At 30.6% G+C, this 18,769-nt stretch carries 17 protein-coding genes, 1 tRNA gene and 1 other annotated feature (1 of these 19 only partly in view); of the genes, 14 read left to right on the top strand and 4 right to left on the bottom strand.

Annotated features, from left to right (window positions below; all coding sequences use genetic code 11):
* Positions 1-84: a binding site (T-box leader), on the top strand; it begins 156 nt to the left of the window's first position.
* A gap of 90 nt (positions 85-174) precedes the next feature.
* Positions 175-1,092 carry a cysteine synthase A gene (cysK, locus tag A3M9_RS0105795; RefSeq protein ID WP_027308386.1) on the top strand — a complete coding sequence of 306 codons (918 nt, stop codon included), beginning with the start codon at positions 175-177 and terminating at the stop codon, positions 1,090-1,092.
* 5 nt (positions 1,093-1,097) lie between these two features.
* Positions 1,098-1,649: a serine O-acetyltransferase EpsC gene (epsC, locus tag A3M9_RS0105790; RefSeq protein WP_027308385.1), complete on the top strand. Its 552-nt coding sequence runs from the start codon at positions 1,098-1,100 to the stop codon at positions 1,647-1,649.
* Between the two features lie 332 nt (positions 1,650-1,981).
* Here epsC and A3M9_RS0105785 read toward each other — a convergent pair whose 3' ends face one another.
* From A3M9_RS0105785 to queG, 3 genes are read right to left on the bottom strand one after another with little or no spacing between them, the layout of a single operon-like run.
* Positions 1,982-2,263 carry a DUF503 domain-containing protein gene (locus A3M9_RS0105785; RefSeq protein WP_027308384.1) on the bottom strand — a complete coding sequence of 94 codons (282 nt, stop codon included), beginning with the start codon at positions 2,261-2,263 and terminating at the stop codon, positions 1,982-1,984.
* Between the two features lie 12 nt (positions 2,264-2,275).
* Positions 2,276-2,620: a phage holin family protein gene (locus A3M9_RS0105780; RefSeq protein WP_027308383.1), complete on the bottom strand. Its 345-nt coding sequence runs from the start codon at positions 2,618-2,620 to the stop codon at positions 2,276-2,278.
* Complete coding sequence (queG, locus tag A3M9_RS0105775; RefSeq protein WP_027308382.1) at positions 2,617-3,618, bottom strand: tRNA epoxyqueuosine(34) reductase QueG; 1,002 nt, start codon at positions 3,616-3,618, stop codon at positions 2,617-2,619. The genes A3M9_RS0105780 and queG overlap by 4 nt, the downstream gene beginning before the upstream one ends.
* A 105-nt stretch (positions 3,619-3,723) precedes the next feature.
* Between queG and nth the strand changes: the two genes are divergently transcribed.
* The 9 genes from nth (at position 3,724) to A3M9_RS0105730 (ending at position 14,212) form a co-directional block, all read left to right on the top strand.
* The gene (gene nth, locus A3M9_RS0105770; protein WP_027308381.1) at positions 3,724-4,380 is read left to right on the top strand and encodes an endonuclease III; all 657 of its coding nucleotides are present in this window, start codon (positions 3,724-3,726) and stop codon (positions 4,378-4,380) included.
* Positions 4,381-5,811, top strand: a complete 1,431-nt coding sequence (locus A3M9_RS13280) for a VanW family protein (protein WP_051350614.1) — start codon at positions 4,381-4,383, stop codon at positions 5,809-5,811.
* A 97-nt stretch (positions 5,812-5,908) separates the two neighbouring features.
* Positions 5,909-6,856 (top strand): MoxR family ATPase, encoded by a 948-nt coding sequence (locus A3M9_RS0105760; protein WP_027308380.1) that lies wholly within the window; start codon positions 5,909-5,911, stop codon positions 6,854-6,856.
* Positions 6,849-7,979: a DUF58 domain-containing protein gene (locus A3M9_RS14155; RefSeq protein WP_027308379.1), complete on the top strand. Its 1,131-nt coding sequence runs from the start codon at positions 6,849-6,851 to the stop codon at positions 7,977-7,979. The genes A3M9_RS0105760 and A3M9_RS14155 overlap by 8 nt, the downstream gene beginning before the upstream one ends.
* On the top strand, positions 7,969-10,185 hold the full coding sequence (locus A3M9_RS0105750; RefSeq protein WP_027308378.1) for a transglutaminase family protein: 2,217 nt from the start codon (positions 7,969-7,971) through the stop codon (positions 10,183-10,185). Before A3M9_RS14155 ends, A3M9_RS0105750 begins: the two co-directional genes overlap by 11 nt.
* Before the next feature lie 26 nt (positions 10,186-10,211).
* Positions 10,212-10,296, top strand: a tRNA-Leu gene (locus A3M9_RS0105745).
* 430 nt (positions 10,297-10,726) lie between these two features.
* Positions 10,727-11,380, top strand: a complete 654-nt coding sequence (trmB, locus tag A3M9_RS0105740) for a tRNA (guanosine(46)-N7)-methyltransferase TrmB (RefSeq protein ID WP_027308377.1) — start codon at positions 10,727-10,729, stop codon at positions 11,378-11,380.
* 10 nt (positions 11,381-11,390) lie between these two features.
* Positions 11,391-12,308 (top strand): HPr(Ser) kinase/phosphatase, encoded by a 918-nt coding sequence (hprK, locus tag A3M9_RS0105735; protein ID WP_027308376.1) that lies wholly within the window; start codon positions 11,391-11,393, stop codon positions 12,306-12,308.
* A gap of 269 nt (positions 12,309-12,577) precedes the next feature.
* Positions 12,578-14,212, top strand: a complete 1,635-nt coding sequence (locus tag A3M9_RS0105730) for a GGDEF domain-containing protein (RefSeq protein ID WP_027308375.1) — start codon at positions 12,578-12,580, stop codon at positions 14,210-14,212.
* Between the two features lie 20 nt (positions 14,213-14,232).
* On the opposite strand, the gene A3M9_RS0105725 is transcribed toward A3M9_RS0105730, so the two are convergent.
* Entirely contained in the window at positions 14,233-14,877 is a 645-nt protein-coding gene (locus tag A3M9_RS0105725; protein ID WP_027308374.1) for a BON domain-containing protein, read from the bottom strand.
* A gap of 108 nt (positions 14,878-14,985) precedes the next feature.
* On the opposite strand from A3M9_RS0105725, the gene A3M9_RS13270 reads away from it, so the two are divergent.
* From A3M9_RS13270 to A3M9_RS0105710, 3 genes are read left to right on the top strand one after another with little or no spacing between them, the layout of a single operon-like run.
* The gene (locus A3M9_RS13270) at positions 14,986-16,458 is read left to right on the top strand and encodes a spore germination protein (RefSeq protein ID WP_051350613.1); all 1,473 of its coding nucleotides are present in this window, start codon (positions 14,986-14,988) and stop codon (positions 16,456-16,458) included.
* A complete protein-coding gene (locus A3M9_RS0105715; protein ID WP_027308373.1) occupies positions 16,451-17,530 on the top strand; it encodes a GerAB/ArcD/ProY family transporter in 1,080 nt (359 codons plus the stop codon). The genes A3M9_RS13270 and A3M9_RS0105715 overlap by 8 nt, the downstream gene beginning before the upstream one ends.
* Positions 17,520-18,614: a Ger(x)C family spore germination protein gene (locus A3M9_RS0105710; protein WP_027308372.1), complete on the top strand. Its 1,095-nt coding sequence runs from the start codon at positions 17,520-17,522 to the stop codon at positions 18,612-18,614. Before A3M9_RS0105715 ends, A3M9_RS0105710 begins: the two co-directional genes overlap by 11 nt.
* Positions 18,615-18,769: the final 155 nt, after the last annotated feature.

Raw genomic sequence — 18,769 nt, 5'->3', positions numbered from 1 at the left:
AGGGTATGTTAGTGCCTGAAGAGGAGATAGGCTTTTTTAGCCTAAGCAGAGTGGAACCGCGGAAGTAAACCTTCTGCCTCTGTATATACAGAGGTAGAAGGTTTTTTAATTTGTAAAAAAATTAATTAAGAGGTGTTATGCATCAAAAATTTTAGTTTTTTAGGAGGGGTTAAGATGATTTATAATAATATCTTTGAAACAATAGGAAGAACACCATTAGTTAAGCTAAACAATATGGTTGATGAAAATAGTGCTGAGGTTTATGTAAAGGTAGAGTTTTTCAACCCAGGTGGTAGCGTAAAGGACAGAATAGCTCTATCTATGATTGAAGAGGCTGAAAAACAAGGTCTAATAAAGAAGGGTGACACGATAATAGAACCTACAAGTGGAAATACAGGTATAGGCCTTGCAATGGTTGCAGCAGCAAAGGGATATAAATTAATTTTAGTTATGCCTGAAACAATGAGTATAGAAAGAAGAAGGATACTAAAGGCATATGGTGCAGATATTATACTAACCGAAGGTTCAAAGGGAATGAAGGGAGCAGTAGAAAAGGCAAATGAGCTTGCTAATGAAAAAGGATACTTTATGCCTATGCAGTTTGAAAACATATATAATCCAATAGCACATATGAAGACAACTGCTTTAGAAATTATAGAGGATATGAAGGGAAAAATTGATATGTTTGTGGCAGGGGTAGGCACAGGAGGAACTATCACTGGAGTTGGAGAGGTTTTAAAGGAAAGGGTAGAAAATGTAAAGATTATAGCAGTAGAGCCAAAGGATTCTCCAGTATTATCTGGAGGTAACCCAGGACCACATAAAATACAAGGTATTGGAGCAGGATTTGTTCCAAAGGTTTTAAAAAGAGAAATTATAGATGAAATAGTTACCGTATCAAATGAGGATGCTATGAAATATGCAAGGGAAATTGCCAAAAAAGAGGGTATATTAGTTGGAATATCATCAGGTGCAGCATTATATGCAGCACTTCTTAAGGCAAGGGAACTTGGAAGAGGCAAAAAAGTAGTTGTTCTTCTTCCTGATACAGGGGAGAGATATCTATCAACAGAACTTTTTAATGAGGAGTGATTATTATGTTTAGAACATTATATAGAGAGGCCAAGAATATAATGGAGAAGGACCCAGCAGCAAAGAATATGCTGGAGGTAATACTTTGCTATCCAGGCCTTTATGCAGTTCTTTTCTATAGATTGTCCCATAAACTTTATAAAAGAAGGATGTTTGTACTTGCAAGAGTCATATCACAAATAGCAAGAAATCTTACAGGCATAGAAATACATCCAGGGGCTAAAATAGGAAAGGGACTTTTTATTGACCACGGTATGGGAGTAGTTATTGGAGAGACAGCAGAGGTTGGAGATAATGTAACCATATACCACGGCGTTACCCTTGGAGGTACAGGAAAGGATAAGGGTAAGAGACATCCAACAATAGGTAACAATGTAGTTATAGGAGCAGGAGCTAAGGTATTAGGCCCAATTACTGTTGGGGATAATGTAAAGATTGGAGCTAATGCAGTTGTTTTAAAGAACGTTCCACCAAATGTTACAGTAGTTGGAATCCCTGCAAGGATAGTAAGAAGTAAAGAAGAAAATATAGTATATTTAGAGGACTATGTTATATAAAAGTCCCCGCAAGGGGACTTCACAGATTGTTGACAAACCTAATTATTAGCTAAAATATGAAAAAGCCCTATGAAAGGATTTCAATAGGCTCTTTCATGAGCTTTAGCAATTCTTAGGTTTTCGACTTTGAAAAAGTCCGTAATTCGGCACAGGACGTGCCGAGCCGAGCGGCCATCAGGACGATGGCATCGCGAGGGTAGGACTTTTTCAAACAAAGAAAAACTTAGAATTGCTTAGCGAAATGAACGAATGCTAAGAAATCCTTCATGGGGCTAATCAATACATAACTTTTTTTCAACAGCCTAAATATAAAAGTCCCCGCAGGGGGACTTTTATATTGTATTCACCACTACATCCACAATTTCTGCTCTACCATCCTTCTCAATTAAACTTATTACTGAATTAATTTGAGTATCAACTATCCTCCTATCATTAGACACAGTAGCAATACCAATCTGAGCAAGCTGCCATTTATCGTTTAAGTCAACCTCTGCACAGGATACATTAAGTGTTGTTCTAATTTTAGTTATTAGGCTTTTTATTATCTGCCTCTTTTCCTTAAGTGAAGTTGGAGAGTAGAGCATTAAAGTTATTGATGCATATCCTATAATCATAATAGTTCTCCTTTATTCAACTAATAGAAAATTAAGTATAGCACTAACGATTGATATTATAATAGATGCAACTATTGCAGAACCAAAATTAGATATATAAAAGCCCTGTGTAACTGATGCGGCAATAGAAAGCATCAATCCGTTTATCACAAATGTAAAAAGCCCAAGAGTCATCAAATTAATAGGCAGTGAGAAAAGTAGAAAAATAGGTCTAATTAGTGCATTTACAAGACCAAGTATTGCTGCAGCAACAATAGCAGCTAAAAAACCTCTAATCTCTACTCCCTTTACAATTGAAGCTGTAATATATATAGATGCAGCATTTAGGATTATTTTAGTTAAAATTCCCTTTTTCATTTCTTCACCTCCAATTTTTTAATTGCATTTTTTATGTATTTTTCAAGATATTCATTTTTATTTAACCTTTTTAATATATCTAAATATTCCTTTTTTCCTGAGTTCCCCATTGCTATAATTAAGTTTCTTTGAAGTATTTTTTTTCCTCTCCATCCAGCAGAGGTAGTTTTAAAGGTTTTGTTAAACTGGCTATTAGATATATTTAAAAAATCATCTTCATTAATATTAATATTCCAATCCTCAGGTAAAAAGTCTTCAATATTTGAAATTTGTGCTTTTTGATTAAAGGGACAAACATCCTGGCAGGTATCGCAACCATAAATTCTAAGTCCTAATTTTGTTTGTTCCTGTTCTGACAAGTCATCCTTCTTTTGAGTGATGTATGATAAACATTTATTTGCATCAATAAAATAATCTTTCTTAATTGCACCAACAGGACAGGCTTTTAGACACTTATCACAGCTACCGCATAGAGAAGACATTGGAGTTGAAGGTTCAATATATATATTGGTTAAAATTTCTCCTAAAAAAACGTAGGAGCCGTATTTTTCAGTTATCAAGGTTGAGTTTTTACCATAGAATCCTATACCACACATATATGCAATTTCTCTATCGTGCATAGGACTTGTATCAACAAAGGAAATAGTTTTAGCGTTGTAATTATTTTGTAAAAAGTCTTCAATAAGTTTTAATTTATTTTTTACTACAATGTGATAATCTTTTCCTAAGGAAGATTTTGAAAAATAGGGCTTAGATTTATTAATTTCTATAGTTTTATAGGGGAGTGGTATAGAAATAAAAGTTTTAGCATCCTCCATACATTCTTTTATGTTAATTCTTTTTTGAACTTCAGTTGTTTGAAATTCACAGTTATAATTTTTATGATAGCTGTAGTTTAATCTTTTTATAAAATCATCTGTATATTCAGCCCTACAAAATCCAATATATTCAACTCCAATAGACTTAGAAAATTCGATTATTTGATTTTTTATAGACAAATTATACACCATCCTTAAAAGTGTTTGTTGAAAAAAATAGCTGTTATGTTAAAATATTTTTAACATAAAATTATTTTTAACATAAAATTATTTTAGGTGATTATTATGGAAAAAACAAGAGTAATTAAGATACTAAAAATTTTAGAGAATTTATATGGACATTTAGGTTGTGCACTAAATTTTACAACTCCCTTTGAACTGCTTGTGGCAACAATGCTATCTGCCCAAACAACAGATGTCACTGTAAATAAGGCAACTGAAGTTCTTTTTAAAAAGTATAATAAACCTCAGGATTTTGCTAATATATCGCAGAGTGAACTTGAGGAATACATAAGAACCTGTGGATTTTATAAAAATAAAGCAAAGAATATAATAGCTGCAAGCAAAATGATAATTGAAATATATAATGGAGAAGTACCTGACTCATTGGAGGAACTCACTAAACTTCCAGGTGTTGGTAGAAAAACTGCAAATGTCGTATTATCCAATGCCTTTGGTAAGGATGCAATTGCAGTGGATACCCACGTCTTTAGGGTTTCAAATAGAATAGGGCTTGCTAAATCAGAGGATGTACTTGAAACCGAAGAACATCTTATGAAAAATATACCAAAGGAAATGTGGTCAAGTGCACATCATCTTCTTATTTGGCACGGTAGAAATATTTGTACTGCAAGAAATCCAAAGTGTATGGATTGCCCTATAAATGAACTTTGCGATTTTTATAATAAAAATTATCAGCTAAGTATAAAGGGGGAAAATTAGGTGAAAAAGGGATTAAGAAATGGACTTATAATATTTTTTTCTTTAACAATTCTTTTTATTGTGTCGTCAGTAATATTTCTGTTAAACAGCACAAGTAAAGCATCAAATAAAATATTTGAAGGAATCTATATAAACAATGAATATGTAGGTGGTATGACTAAGGAGGAGGCAAATAAATTACTCAACGAAAAGTTCAATAGTAAAATACAAAATAGAAAAATTGATATGTTTTATGGTGATAAGAAGTATTCAATAGATTTTAAAAGGTTAAAGGCACATTATGATATTGAAAAAGCTGTTGAAGAGGCCTATTCATATGGTAAAACAGGAAATATTATAGAAAAAACAATACAGAGGTATAATCTAAAAAGAAATCCTTATAACATATCACTAGGTTTTGTTGCAGATACTACAATATTAGAAGGAGAAGTTAAAAAAATCGCAAAGGACATAAATAAAGAACCAATAGATGCAAAAATTAGTAGAATTTCAGGTAAATTTATTATAACTCCTGAAAAATCAGGAATTGCTGTAGACGAGCCCAAGCTAATAGAATTTATAAAAAATGAAATAAAGCCAGAGGGTGAAATAGAAAAAATAGAAGTTCCAACAAAAGTAGTTGAAGCCAAAATAAAGGCAGAGGCATTGTCTAATATAACAACAAAGATTTCATCCTTTACAACATCCTTTAAGCCTTCAGACGTAAATAGAACAGGAAATATAAAAATAGCTGCAAAGTATTTAACAGGAACTGTTATTATGCCAGGGGATGTATTTTCAATGATAAAGGTATTAGGCCCAAGAAACGAAAACCAAGGATACAAGGAGGCACCAGTTATTATAAATGGAAAATTAGAACCAGGACTTGCAGGTGGAATATGCCAAGTTTCAACAACTATGTATAATGCGGCACTGCTTGGAAATTTTGAAATAGTAAAGAGAAGGCCCCACGGACTTGCTGTTGCCTATGTGGCACCAGGTAGAGATGCTACCATAGCAGGAGATTCTATAGATTTTCAATTTAAGAATAATTACAACAACCCTATATACATAGAGGCAGTTGTTGAAACTTCAACAATAACAATTAATATATATGGTGCTAATGAAAGAATAGGCCAATCTGTAGAGATAGTGTCTGAAGTTTATGAAAGAACAGAACCTAAGGTTGAGTATATAAATGATCCAAACCTACCAGAGGGGCAAAAGGTAGTTGAAATTAAACCTATCGCTGGTATGAAGGTGAGAACCTATAGAAAGATATATCAAAATGGAAAGTTAATAAAGACCGAAAAGCTTGGTGACGATACCTATAAAGTATTAAACGGTAAAATTAGGGTTGGAACTAAAAAGGTAATACGGAATACACAAACACAAAATGATACAGTAAATGAACAGACAGTAAATTCAGAGGGAGCAGACAATTCTAACTAAAAAAATCCATTTTGGTGCACTGCATCAAAATGGATTTAATTTGAAATATTATAAGTAAAATATTTCATTTAATGTAAATTTGTATAGGAGGGTTACAATGGGTTATAGGGCAAAAATAAATGATATTATACAAAATGTTGGAGAGGTTATTGTGGGTAAGGAGGAGGTTGTTGAAAAGGTTTTAATATGCCTACTATCTGAAGGAAATGCTCTATTGGAGGATGTTCCAGGGGTAGGTAAAACTATGCTGATAAAGGCGTTAGCTAAGTCATTAGGATGCGATTTTAGTAGAATACAGTTTACACCGGACCTTCTTCCATCGGATATTACTGGAGTTAACATACTAAATCCTAAAACAGGAGAGTTTGAATTTAAATTTGGGCCTATAATGAGTAACATAATATTGGCGGATGAAATAAATAGAACGTCTCCTAAAACCCAATCGAGCCTACTTGAGGCAATGGAGGAGAAGCAGGTTACAGTTGATAATAAAACCTATAAACTACAGGAACCATTTATAGTTCTTGCAACTCAAAATCCAATAGAATATGAAGGTACCTTTCCACTTTTAGAGGCACAGCTTGACAGATTTATGATGAAGATTAGTATTGGTTATCCTAATGAAGATGAAGAAATAATGATATTAAGAAGATTTAAAAATAAAAATCCTCTATTTGAATTAAAAGAAGTTGTTAAAAGGGAAGAAATTTTGAAAATGCAGAGGGAAGTTAAAGAGGTTTATATAGACGATAAAATTGAAAGATACATAGTATCTTTAGTATCAAGGACAAGAAATAGGGAAGAAATAATTATAGGGGCAAGTCCAAGAGCATCTATTCATTTATTGAAGGCATCACAAGCAAAGGCATACATAAATGATAGAGATTATGTTACACCAGATGATGTAAAACAAGTTTTTATAGAGGTCATATCCCACAGGATAGCGATAAAACCAGAAATTAAACTGAGAGGTTATTCAGAGGTAAAAATACTTGAAGAAATACTAAGTGAAGTGAAAGTACCTGGAGCAAAGCTATATGTTTAAAATAAATAAATCCTCAATAGTAATTTTAGTTATTTCTGTCTGGTTAGTCGCTACCATAGGGAGTGAAGTTTTTTATAGAATATTTTATTTAATATTTTTTAGTTTGTTTTTTTCAATAATTTGGTGTATTTTAAGCAAGAGGAATATTACTACAAATCAAGAGGTGGATAGAATCTACTGTACTACAGATGAAGAAATCAATTTACAGACAGTTGTAGAAAACAAATCTGTTTTACCAATACCCTTTGTTGAGGTTGATAAAATATTTATTTTAGAAAATGATTTTAAAAAAGAATATTTTTCCTTGATGCCTTTTGAAAAGGTTATTATGGACAATAAAATAAATTTTAAATACAGAGGTATATATAGCTTAGGCCCTATAGAGATTAAGTTATGGGATGTATTTGGAATAATCTGTTTTGAAAAAAGCGTTGATATAGGGAAAAGTATATATGTTTACCCTAAAATTCATTATATTGATAATTTAAACCTACCCAATTTTAGACCACTTGGAACCCATAAGGCTAAAAGTTCAACTAATGAGGATTACACAAGTATAAGGAATATAAGAGGATATGTTGTAGGAGATAATTTAAAAAGAGTACATTGGAAACTATCCGCAAAGCGTGGAGAACTTCAGATAAAGGAATACGATATATCAGGAACAAATTCTGTAAATATTATACTTGATATGACAGAGGTTTATAAAAGTTTTGATTTAGAGGAAACTGCAGCGGAGGTATGTATTTCTATTGTAGAGTATCTATTAAGGAATAGGGTAGAGACAACACTTTATGTAGTTTCTAACAAACTTTATTCTTCAGATGGAAAAAATATAAATGATTTCAAAAAGTTAAGTAATTTAATTGCAACTGTTAGAGCAGAGGGTAGTATAGATGTTATTGATGTAGTAAAAGACAGAATAAAATTAAACAAACACAGCACAATTTTATATATAACTGGTAGTATTTCAAGTGAAAAGCTGAATAGATTAAATAAAATAAAGGAATATATAAATAATTTCTATATAGTAAGCTGTGATGATACAGAGGAAAAACATAGCGATATAGTTTATATAGTAAATTCTATTGATATAAAGGGGGGATTTATGTATGAAAAATAAACCCCTTGAGTTTATATGGTACAATTTTATACAATCAATTCTTTTTATAATAATAATATTGAACCTTCAAGATTTATTTAAGGTGAAGATTTTTTCTAATTTATTGATTTTTATATATGTTTTTATTCTTGTCTGTCTGTTTATCTCAATTAGATATAGGATATTTAATTTAGCTATAATATTACTTTTTATACATCCTGCAATTAAAAATGGAGTTATTGAATTATATAAGGGTTTTGTTCCTTTTGTTCAAAGTTTGATAGAAAATGGTGGGCTTATAGAAACTTATAATGGATATTTTATAGGCCTTGTAACAATATTATTTATTCCAAGCTATATAGTCGTTTACTATCTTATAAAAAACAAAAAAAGTTCAATATTTTTATTTGTTGTAGGATTATTTGTCTTTTATGGCTTATATTATTATGATTTAGTTAATATCAACAGGGCAGTTATATATTTTACAGCTCTTTTAATGCTATATGGATATAATAATTTCAGTAAAAATACCAAAACAATAGACAATAATTTTAAATTTCAAAGAGGTTATTTTGTTAGGTGGTTAACGCTTATAATTATATTTATTATGGCAACAAACCTGTTTATCAAATTGCTTCCCTTTAAAAATGAACCCTACATATATATAGATGAATTGGATTTTGAATCGGGTTCAATAGTAAATAGAGTTTTAAATTTTGAACAGAAGAGTTTTTCTCTATCAATGACAGGTTATCAAAGGGATGATAAAAAATTAGGAGGACCTATAGAGGATGATAATTCAAAGGCCTTTATTGTAAAGTCACAATCCACCTTAGGAGAAGTTCACTTAAGAGGTACAGTAAAGACAACCTATAATGGAAGTATGTGGACTAAAATAGATAATAATAAATTAGAGATAAAAAATGCAGTTCCTGATGTTAATGGTTTAAAGGAAGTAAATATATTTGAAGGAGATAAGCTAAAAAACATAAATCTTGAAATAATCCCCAAATATATAAACACAAAGACAATATTTACTCCACTTTATCTACAAAGCATTAATATAAGCTCCAATAGACAGCTTTCTATTGATGGAGAATGGGAAGTTTTAGCAGATAAAAATTTGTTTTCAAAGGATACCTATAATTTAATTTCTATTTATTATGATTATAATAATATAGAATATTTATTGAAGAATAGTTTGAATAAAAAATATGATATAAGACAGTTTTCTATCTACTTAAATGTTCCAAATTCAGTTCCTCAAAGAGTGTATAGCTTAACTGAAGAAATCGTTAGACAACATAAAGATAAAAGTAATCTTGTAAAGGCAGCATTAATAGAAAGATATTTAAAATCTAATTTTCAGTATGATAAAAATGTTAGTGTTGTACCCGATGATAGAGATTTTGTGGACTACTTTTTATTTGATGAAAAAAGGGGATACTGTACCTACTATGCAAGTGCTATGGCAGTAATGTGTAGAATTGCAAATATACCTACAAGATACGTAGAGGGCTTTACAGTCAATGTAACTAAGGGAGAAAATATTGTCTATAACAAAAATGCACACGCCTGGGTTGAGGTTTATACAGAGGAATTGGGTTGGGTTACCTTTGATGCAACTCCAGGACACGTGAGTATTTCAGATTTTCTACCACAATCTCTCTTTTTAGAGGAAGATAAGAATGGTAAAGAAAAAGAGGATAAAGAAATTAAACCTATAGAGCAAAAGGATAAATCAAAAGAGAAGGAAGATGTTAAAGATAAAGAACAATGGGATAAGAAAGAAGCAGCAAAAGAGAAAATAAATAATCCAATTTATGTATATGTTATAGCTATTTTAATTTTACTGTATTTATGTATCTATTTATTTGTATTCTTTAAAATAGATAGGCTAAGTAAAATATTAAATACTATTGTATTTTATGGTAAGCTAAATGGCATAAAATATTCAAGGGATATGACATTGAGGGAATATATCGAAAAAATAGAAGGACAGCTTCAAATTGATTTAAACAAGATAAAGGATATTCTTGATGCCTATTACTATGGAGGTAGGAAACTGAGTGAACACGATTTTAATCTTTTAAAGAGGAAACAAAAGCTAATTTCAAAAAAGATAAGGGAAAGGGGTAAAATTAAATATTATTTCAGAAAAACCATATACATTTTATCACAACCATTTTACTATATATTTGCATATATTAGAAAAAATGTAATATAATAATTTTAGAATTATATAACTTAAAGGCGGGTGTGGCGAAACTGGCAGACGCACTGGATTCAGGTTCCAGCGTTTAATAACGTGCAGGTTCGAGTCCTGTCACCCGCACCAAAAAAGTATTTATGCTATGAAAAGAAAACTTTTCATAGTATTTTTTATGTATAAATTTTTGTTTTAGTTTTTTGAAAAAAGATTAGCCCCATGAAAGATTTTAAGGCATTCATTCATTTCGCTAATCAAATCTAAGCTTTTCTTTGTTTGAAAAAGTCCTACCCTCGCGATGCCATCGTCCTGATGGCCGCTCGGCTCGGCACGTCCTGTGCCGAATTACGGACTTTTTTCAAAGTCGAAAAGCTAAGATTTGCTAAAGCTTATGAAAGAGCCTACTAAAATCTTTTCATGGGGCTTTTTTAAAACGGGAAATACAAATATGCTTATAAAGAATTTGAAATAAAAATAAATTTTTGTTTCAATACACTAAAAAATAATTTTTTGGTATAATAAAAATGCATATTTAACTACAAAAACATAGGAGGACTATATGAGATTAAGAAAGAAGCCGTGGGCAAGACCTGAACTTGAGGCCTGCAGATTTGTAGTAACAAATCCATATCAATATAAAGGTAAATGGAAGGAATTTTTTAAAAATGATAATGAAATATATTTAGAGTTAGGTTGTGGGCGTGGAAAATTCATCGCAGAAAATGCAGTAAAGACAAAGGACAAAAATTTTGTTGGGATAGACATAAAGGATGAGGTGCTTGTATATGCCAAAAGAAAAGTAGAGGAAGTTTTTAATGAGAATAATAAAGAAATAGATAATGTTGCACTGATTCCAATGGAAATTGCCTTTATTGAAAACGTGTTTGATAAAGATGAGGTTTCAAGGATATATTTAAATTTTTCAACACCTTGGCCTAAAAAAAGACATAATAAAAGAAGATTAACCTATGTAACCTTTCTTGAAAGGTATAAAAAGTTTTTAAAGAAGGGGAGCGAGATATGGTTTAAGACGGATCAAGAGGGCTTTTTTAATGATTCAATTGAATACTTTAAAGAGGTAGGATTTGATATTGAATATTTAACCTATGATTTACATAATAGCGATTTTAAAGAAAACATTATGACAGAATACGAAACCAAATTTTCGAAAATGGGAATGAAAATAATGTTTTTAATTGCAAGATTGAAGTAGGAGGATTACTATGTCAATTACAATAAAGAAGTTTATTGAGGACTTAAATTTAGAGGTATTAGTTGAGGGAAATGAGGATAGAGAGATAAACTGCAATGATATAATAAGACCAGGGCTACAGTTTGTTGGGTATTATGATTATTTCGTAAATACAAGAATACAAATAGTAGGAAATGCTGAATGGCATTATCTAAATAATCTTGAACCTTCTGTGAGGAGAGAGAGGTTAGAAAAATATTTTCAATATGATTTACCCTGTGTAATATTTGCAAGAAATCTACAACCACATAGGGAGTTTATGGAACTTGCAAAGGAAAAGAAAATATGGGTTTTAAGAAGTACAAGATTAACAACAAGGCTTGTTAATAAGGTAATAAACTATTTAGATAGAGCACTTGCTAAAACAACTACAATGCATGGAGTTTTAGTGGATGTTTATGGAATAGGAATTTTGATTACAGGAGAAAGTGGCATAGGAAAAAGTGAGGCAGCACTTGAACTAATTAAAAGGGGACATATGCTTATAAGTGACGATGCTGTTGAAATTAAATTAGTAGATGGGGTTTTATATGGTAAAAGTCCCTACATAACTTCAGGTATGCTTGAGGTTAGAGGGCTTGGAATAATAAACATACAGTCTTTATATGGTTTAAGTTCGGTATTAGAAGAAAAGACTGTTGACTTAGTAATCCACTTAGAGAAGTGGAGAGATGAGGACGATTTTGATAGAATTGGTACTCCAGAATATATAAATATTTTAAATATACCAGTAAGAAGGCTCAGAATGCCTGTAAAACCAGGAAGAAATTTAGCAGTAATAATAGAGGCAGCAGCAGCTAATTTTAGATATGGAAGAATGATGCTGGAGGCACCTATTGACACTATAAATAGAAGAATAGATGATGTTATGAAGGGTAAGATAGAATAGTAAAATTGAGCAAGCTATTGAAAAAGTTATATGTTGATTAGCCCCATGAAGGATTTCTTAGGCATCGGCTCATTTCGCTAAAGCTTATGAAAGAGCCTATTGAAATCCTTTCATGGGGCTTTTGCATACTTTAGCTAATAAGTAGGTTTGTCAACAATCTGATGAGGGTAATATATTCATTTTTATATTTTATTAATTTTAGAAGGAGTTTTTATTGAATTATAGAATATATTAAATAAAACCATTTAGCTTTAAGGGGGACGGCTAAATTGAAGAGGCTATTTGAAAGTCTACTTGCAGGCATTATTTTATTTAGTATATTAATTACCTTTTTTAGGTATGGACATAAGGTTGTAGAGAGAAAAAGTACATATATAGACTTAAAGGAAAATTGGCAGGTCACATTTGACGGTATAAATTATATTATTCAGGATATACACATAAGAAGTGTTTTAGGGGAAAAGGAGAAACAAGATAAAATTGTTAAGTTTAGCAGGAGTTTTTATTTAACAGATAGCCTAAAAAATGAAAATTTAGCGTTATCAATAGGAGGCATACCATTAGGACATAAGGTTTATATTAATGGCCATTTAATAGGAGAGTCTCCCTTTGATGATTTTATTTATAACGATTGGAATGCACGATATACCTATTTTATACCAATGGAGTTTATTAATTTAAACGGAGAAAATAAGATAGATATCTATATGAAATCTTCCTATGAATATGGATCGAGCCAAGAAATTTTTATAGGAAAAGCAAATGACTTAATAAAGAAGGATAAATTTATGAACAGCTACTTTATGTCCATATATTTTTCATTGGCCCTAATAAATTTTATAGTCGCTGCATATTTTGTAAATATGTATAGGTTAAATAAGTTTAATAAAAAATATTTATATTTCTCTTTAACTTTAATTTGTACTGCTATATATTATTCAAATTATTTTATATCAAGTAGTATATTTGGATATTTAGGATTTCAAAAAATAATATTTTCAGCTCTCTATATATCGGTTCTATCGTTTGTTTTCTTTTTAAGAAAGAATTATGGTATAGAGCAAAATGAATTTATTAAATATTTAAGCATTATATACTTATTTTTAATAATTGTAATGATAATATTCTGTAATGATATTTATAAACTAACAATTTATAGAAAAAAGCTTGAATTTATTGTTTTACTTGCAATAGGTTATATAATTTACATTTCTATTTATGCATATAGAAAATACATAAGAAATAAATTTATATATTTAACTGTATATTCAATTTCTATATTGATGATAGTACACGATATACTTATTGATTTATCAATAATAAAAAAATACAATGCTTTTCATTACAATAGTTATGCTATTATGCTAATACTGTTTTATATGGCCTATGAACTTTCATCAGAACAAAATAATATTTATATAAATTCTATAAAGGACCCTCTTACTGGATTGTATAATAGGCGTTTCTTAGACAGCTATATATCTAATGCCTATAACAAAAAAGGCTTTTATACTCTTTTTATAATTGACTTAGATAATTTTAAAAAGATAAATGATAAATATGGGCATATTGTTGGGGACATAGTATTAAAAAATGCAGCAAACATTATAAACAATAGACTTCCTGAAAATTGCATTGCAGCAAGATATGGAGGAGAAGAGTTTATAGTATTTTGTGAAAAATCAAAAGCCTTTTCTATAAATTTAGCAGAAAACATAAGGCGTGAGATAGAAAGATATAATTGGACAAAGGAAATTGGAGATAGGGATATTAAGGTTACTGTGAGTATAGGTGCAGTTGAGTTTGACTTTAAAGATGAATTTGTAAATGTTCTTAATCTTGCAGATTCTGCTTTGTATAGGGCAAAAAGTAACGGAAAAAATAGAGTAGAGTGGATAAATTAGGGGCTATTTTTGCCCCTAATTCATATCCTTGTCTTTAAAAGGTTTCTTACCTTTTTAACTCCTTCAATATCCTCTATTATCTCTACTGCCATTTCCATTTCATTTCTTCCATTTACAAATCCAGAGAGTCTAACATATCCATCTTCTACAGAAATATTTAGGTCGTTATTGCTTATGCCGTGATTTCTAAGTTGTTCCACAATCTTATTTGTTAATGTTATATCATCAATTTTGCCCTCATCCTTAACCTTCATATTTGAAACTACATCTTTAACACCAAAGGCTTCCTTTGCAGTTTCCATAGCCTTTCTTTTTACCTTTGCAGTATCAACTGTTCCCATAAGTATAGCTGTTCCGCCTTCTACTTTTACGCCAACTGAATTAAGATCTGGATTATCCCTTAGTTTATTAATTACCTCAAATTCAGCTTCTTTGTCTGTAAATGTTCCGTCGGTAGATATGGTAAGTGAGTTTTCAAGCTTTTTAATACCGTCTATTCTTCTCACAAGCTCTTCGATTTTAGTCTTTTCTGATAGAGTATCTACAATACCAGATATAGTGACGTGACCATCAACACATCTTACCTTTATATCGTAGGATAGTTCCTGCAGCTCATCCTCTAATAGATTTCGTATTCTTTCAACTATTTCTTCATCATTGTACATATTATCACCCCTTTATAATATTTTTAGCATTCATAAAATTTTAATTCGTGCTTCTTTTTATGGTATTTTTATGAAAATATTTGGAAAAATAAATAGAGAGGTGATGTTATGATTGAGCAGGTTTTGGTGGAGGATTTTAATAAAAATTTAACCTTAATATCTAATTTTGTTGCACAAAACAGTAATTTTATAAAAAAGGAGATTCTTATAAATGGTAAAATAAATGCCTATGTTCTTTTTATAGATGGTCTTGCTGATAAAAACTATATTGAAGAAGCAATAATAAAACCCTTTTTATACAAAGTAGATATAGATATAACAAAAGAAGAAGATTTGTATGAAGCATCTAAAAAATATCTATTTATAAGTAGCTTTAGGTTAAACAATAATGCAAAGGATATTGGCACTGAAATACTCAGTGGAAAAACAGCTGTTATTGTAGATGGAATAAAAAGTGCAATGATTATAGATACAATAAACCCAAAATACAGGGATATACAAGAATCTACATCGGAAAAATCTATTTTAGGTTCAAGGGAAAGTTTTACAGAAAACATTGATTTAAATATAACATTAATTCAGAGAAAAATAAAAAGCCCAAATCTTAAGATAGAAAGGTTTGTTGTGGGTGAAAAGACAAGGACAGAATGTGCCCTTGTGTATTTAGAGGATGTAATAGATAAGGAGCTTTTAAATACAATAAAATCAAGAGTTTTAACACTAAAGGCACCGTCAATGCTTACAACAGGTGTATTTGAACAGTTTATAGAAAGAAGACCCTTCAATCTCTTCCCACAGGCAAAAAATACAGAGAGACCAGATAAGGTTGTATTTGACCTTTTAGAGGGTAAGGCAGCTATATTTGTGGCAGAATCACCTTCAGCTTTAATTGTACCTGCGTCTTTTATAGAGTTTTTTCAAGGTTTTGAGGATTATTCAGAGAGGCTTATAATAGCTAATTTTTCAAGAATAACAAGGTTTATAGCTGTAATTACTGTTTTAATTTTAGGACCTATATATTTAACCCTTCTTTTGTATAATGCAGAGCTTTTTCCTTATCAACTTATGATGGTAATAATAGATTCAAGAAAGGGAATACCACTTCCACCTTTTTTAGAGATACTTGCTATGGAGCTTTGTATTGAAATATTAAGAGAAGGAGGAGTTAGGCTTCCAAACCCAGTTGGAACAACTCTTGCAATTGTTGGTGGTATTGTTATAGGTGATGCAGCAACAAAGGCAAATATTGTTAGCCACGCAACACTATTTGTAGTTGCCATAACAGTAGTTTCAACATTTTTAATTCCAAATTACCAAATGGCGTTAAGCATTAGATTTTTAAGGTTTCCTATGCTTGTACTTGCTCAGATGTTCGGTTTTTATGGAATACTTGTTGGGTTTTATATACTACTTGTAGCACTTGTTAAGCTTGATTCCTTTGGAATTCCATATTTTTCACCTATGGCACCATCAAGGTTCAAGGACTTTGGAGATGTATTTGTGAGGGATAATATAAGAAAAATATTTAATGAGCCTGTTAGTTTAAAACCTAGTTTATCTAGGAGGAATAAAGATGAATAAAAATAATACAATAACAAGAAATCAGTATTTTTTTGTTATTCAAAGTGCAATGATAGGAATAGGTGTAATTAGTTTGGCCGCTGGTGTTACAAAAAAAGCACAGCAATCGGGATGGATTGCCATAATAATTGCAGGTATATATCCTATACTCTGCGTTGTTTTAAGCTATGAAATATATAAAAACTTAAATTTTGTAGAATATACTCAAGCAAGTGAAGAGCTATTTGGAAAATTTTTAACCAAAATATTTACGCTTTTATTTTCAATAAACTTTTTATTTCTTGAAGGGGCAGTAATATCAGGGCTTGCAAATGAGCTTACATTTTCAACAGTTAAATTTTTATCTCCTTATGTTTTAATATTTTTGACTACACTTTTAATCTACTATAATTCTGTTGATGGACTTAAAATAATTGCAAGATTGAGTGAGCTGGTATTTTATTTAACCATTTTTATATTTCTAATTCCTATATATTTTATAAATAAGGGTGATGTTACAAATATACTTCCTTTAGTTAATAATTATAGTTCATTAATAACTGCAGTCCCTACGACATTTTTTGCATATTCAGGTGTAGAATTATCTATTGCTATTATTCCTCTAATAACTAATAAAATGGGAGCAAAGGGTGCAGGAATTGCAGCCTGTATTTTTACAACTGTACTGTATACATTTATAACATTTGTAACCATACTTTATATGGGTTGGAGGCTCACATCACAGCTTCAGTATCCTTTTTTATATCTTGTTGCAACAACCGAAATTGCAGTTATTTCAAATTTTGAACCACTCTTTATATTTATATGGGGAAATAAAATATTTCAAACGGCTGCCTGTATGCACTTTGGAGCAACATACTTTTTTTCAGAAGCGACAAAAATACCCTATAAAAAATCCTGTTTTATATCCTCTTTAATTGTTGCTTTAGTTGCATTATTGATGGTACCAGAGTATAAAAGAAGTAGTTTAACAGATAAAGTAATGCCTTACTTAGTATTATATATATTTATTTGGCTTATAGCTGCATATATTTTGAGCCTATATAAGAAGGTGAAGAGAAATGAAAAGTAGTAGATTGTTTTTATTATTGATATTTAGTTTGCTTTTCACGGGTTGTTATAATAGAGTATCAGTTGAAAAACTCTCTGTTATAGTAGGAATAGGATTTGATGTTGGTAAAGATAATAAGGAGATAGAAAATGTTGCAGAGTATTTAGTCTTTAGAGGACAAAGGGAAATTGATAGAGGAGTTAGCTTAGAGATAGGGAAAACTATAAATGAGGCAAATAGCAATAGGCAACTAAACTTAAAGAAGAATTATTTATTAGGTACAATTAGGGCCTATGTTATTGGTGAAGAGAGGGCAAAGCTTGGAATTAAAGATATAATAGATACTTGTGTTAGAGATCAAGAGAGAAATTTAAATACAATAATGGTAGTTTCAAAGGGAAATAGTAAGGATATATTTGAACAGATACCAAAGGAAGAAAGTACAATGGCAGACGAAGTGAAGGAACTTATTGAGGCATCATATAGTGCAAATTTTTTCACAAATAACGCTGGAGTTAAAGATATTGTTAATATGTATTATCAAGAGGGAAGAAATATAGTAATGCCTGCTATAGAGAAAAAGGATTCAACTATAAAGATAGCAGGATTAGCAGTCTTTGATAGGGATAAACTTAAAAAGCTAATCCCTATAGAAGAGGCCATTTATGTAAATATGCTAAGAAATAATGATGTTAAGGGAAACATAGCATTAGTAATGGATGGCTATGAAAAGGCAGTAGATGTTGAATGTATTACAAAAAGGAAGGTATGTGTTGATAGGGAAGATGGAAAATTGAAATATATAATTAAATTAAATGTTCAAGGAGAAATCAAACTAAATACATACAATTTTGAAGAAGAAAATGATGAACAAAAAATCATAGATGATGTTAAAACACAATTAGTAGATAATCTAAACGAAAATTTAAATAAAATAGTTGAAAGGGCAAAAAATGACTATGAAATAGACGTTTTCGATATCCAAAGATATGCAGTAGCAAAATATGGTCGTGAAAATGAAGAGAGAATAAGGGAGTCCTTTAAGGATAGTGAAATTGAGGTTGTGGTGGATGCAAAGATTAGATCAACAGGAAGATACAAGTAAAAAGCGGCATAATTAGAACTTAGTTTAAAAATAAACATACAGAATAGTTTGATTTTTAAAAGCCCCATGAAGGGATTTTGTTTGGCATTTTCATGAGCTTTAGCAAATCTTAGCTTTTCGACTTTGAAAAGTCCGTAATTCGGCACAGGACGTGC

Origin of the sequence: Caloramator sp. ALD01 (assembly GCF_000472625.1) — a bacterium.
GTDB classification, from domain to species: domain Bacteria; phylum Bacillota; class Clostridia; order Clostridiales; family Caloramatoraceae; genus Thermobrachium; species Thermobrachium proteoclasticum.
Note: the sequence above shows the minus strand (reverse complement) of the source record. Positions and strands in the feature narration are given on the sequence as shown.

Bases quoted from the DNA above. Each gene is read 5' to 3' on its own strand.
- cysK (WP_027308386.1), top strand. From the start codon at position 175: ATGATTTATAATAATATCTTTGAAACAATAGGAAGAACACCATTAGTT.
- epsC (WP_027308385.1), top strand. From the start codon at position 1,098: ATGTTTAGAACATTATATAGAGAGGCCAAGAATATAATGGAGAAGGAC.
- A3M9_RS0105785 (WP_027308384.1), bottom strand. From the start codon at position 2,263: ATGATTATAGGATATGCATCAATAACTTTAATGCTCTACTCTCCAACT.
- A3M9_RS0105780 (WP_027308383.1), bottom strand. From the start codon at position 2,620: ATGAAAAAGGGAATTTTAACTAAAATAATCCTAAATGCTGCATCTATA.
- nth (WP_027308381.1), top strand. From the start codon at position 3,724: ATGGAAAAAACAAGAGTAATTAAGATACTAAAAATTTTAGAGAATTTA.
- A3M9_RS0105760 (WP_027308380.1), top strand. From the start codon at position 5,909: ATGGGTTATAGGGCAAAAATAAATGATATTATACAAAATGTTGGAGAG.
- A3M9_RS14155 (WP_027308379.1), top strand. From the start codon at position 6,849: ATGTTTAAAATAAATAAATCCTCAATAGTAATTTTAGTTATTTCTGTC.
- A3M9_RS0105750 (WP_027308378.1), top strand. From the start codon at position 7,969: ATGAAAAATAAACCCCTTGAGTTTATATGGTACAATTTTATACAATCA.
- trmB (WP_027308377.1), top strand. From the start codon at position 10,727: ATGAGATTAAGAAAGAAGCCGTGGGCAAGACCTGAACTTGAGGCCTGC.
- hprK (WP_027308376.1), top strand. From the start codon at position 11,391: ATGTCAATTACAATAAAGAAGTTTATTGAGGACTTAAATTTAGAGGTA.
- A3M9_RS0105725 (WP_027308374.1), bottom strand. From the start codon at position 14,877: ATGTACAATGATGAAGAAATAGTTGAAAGAATACGAAATCTATTAGAG.
- A3M9_RS13270 (WP_051350613.1), top strand. From the start codon at position 14,986: ATGATTGAGCAGGTTTTGGTGGAGGATTTTAATAAAAATTTAACCTTA.
- A3M9_RS0105715 (WP_027308373.1), top strand. From the start codon at position 16,451: ATGAATAAAAATAATACAATAACAAGAAATCAGTATTTTTTTGTTATT.
- A3M9_RS0105710 (WP_027308372.1), top strand. From the start codon at position 17,520: ATGAAAAGTAGTAGATTGTTTTTATTATTGATATTTAGTTTGCTTTTC.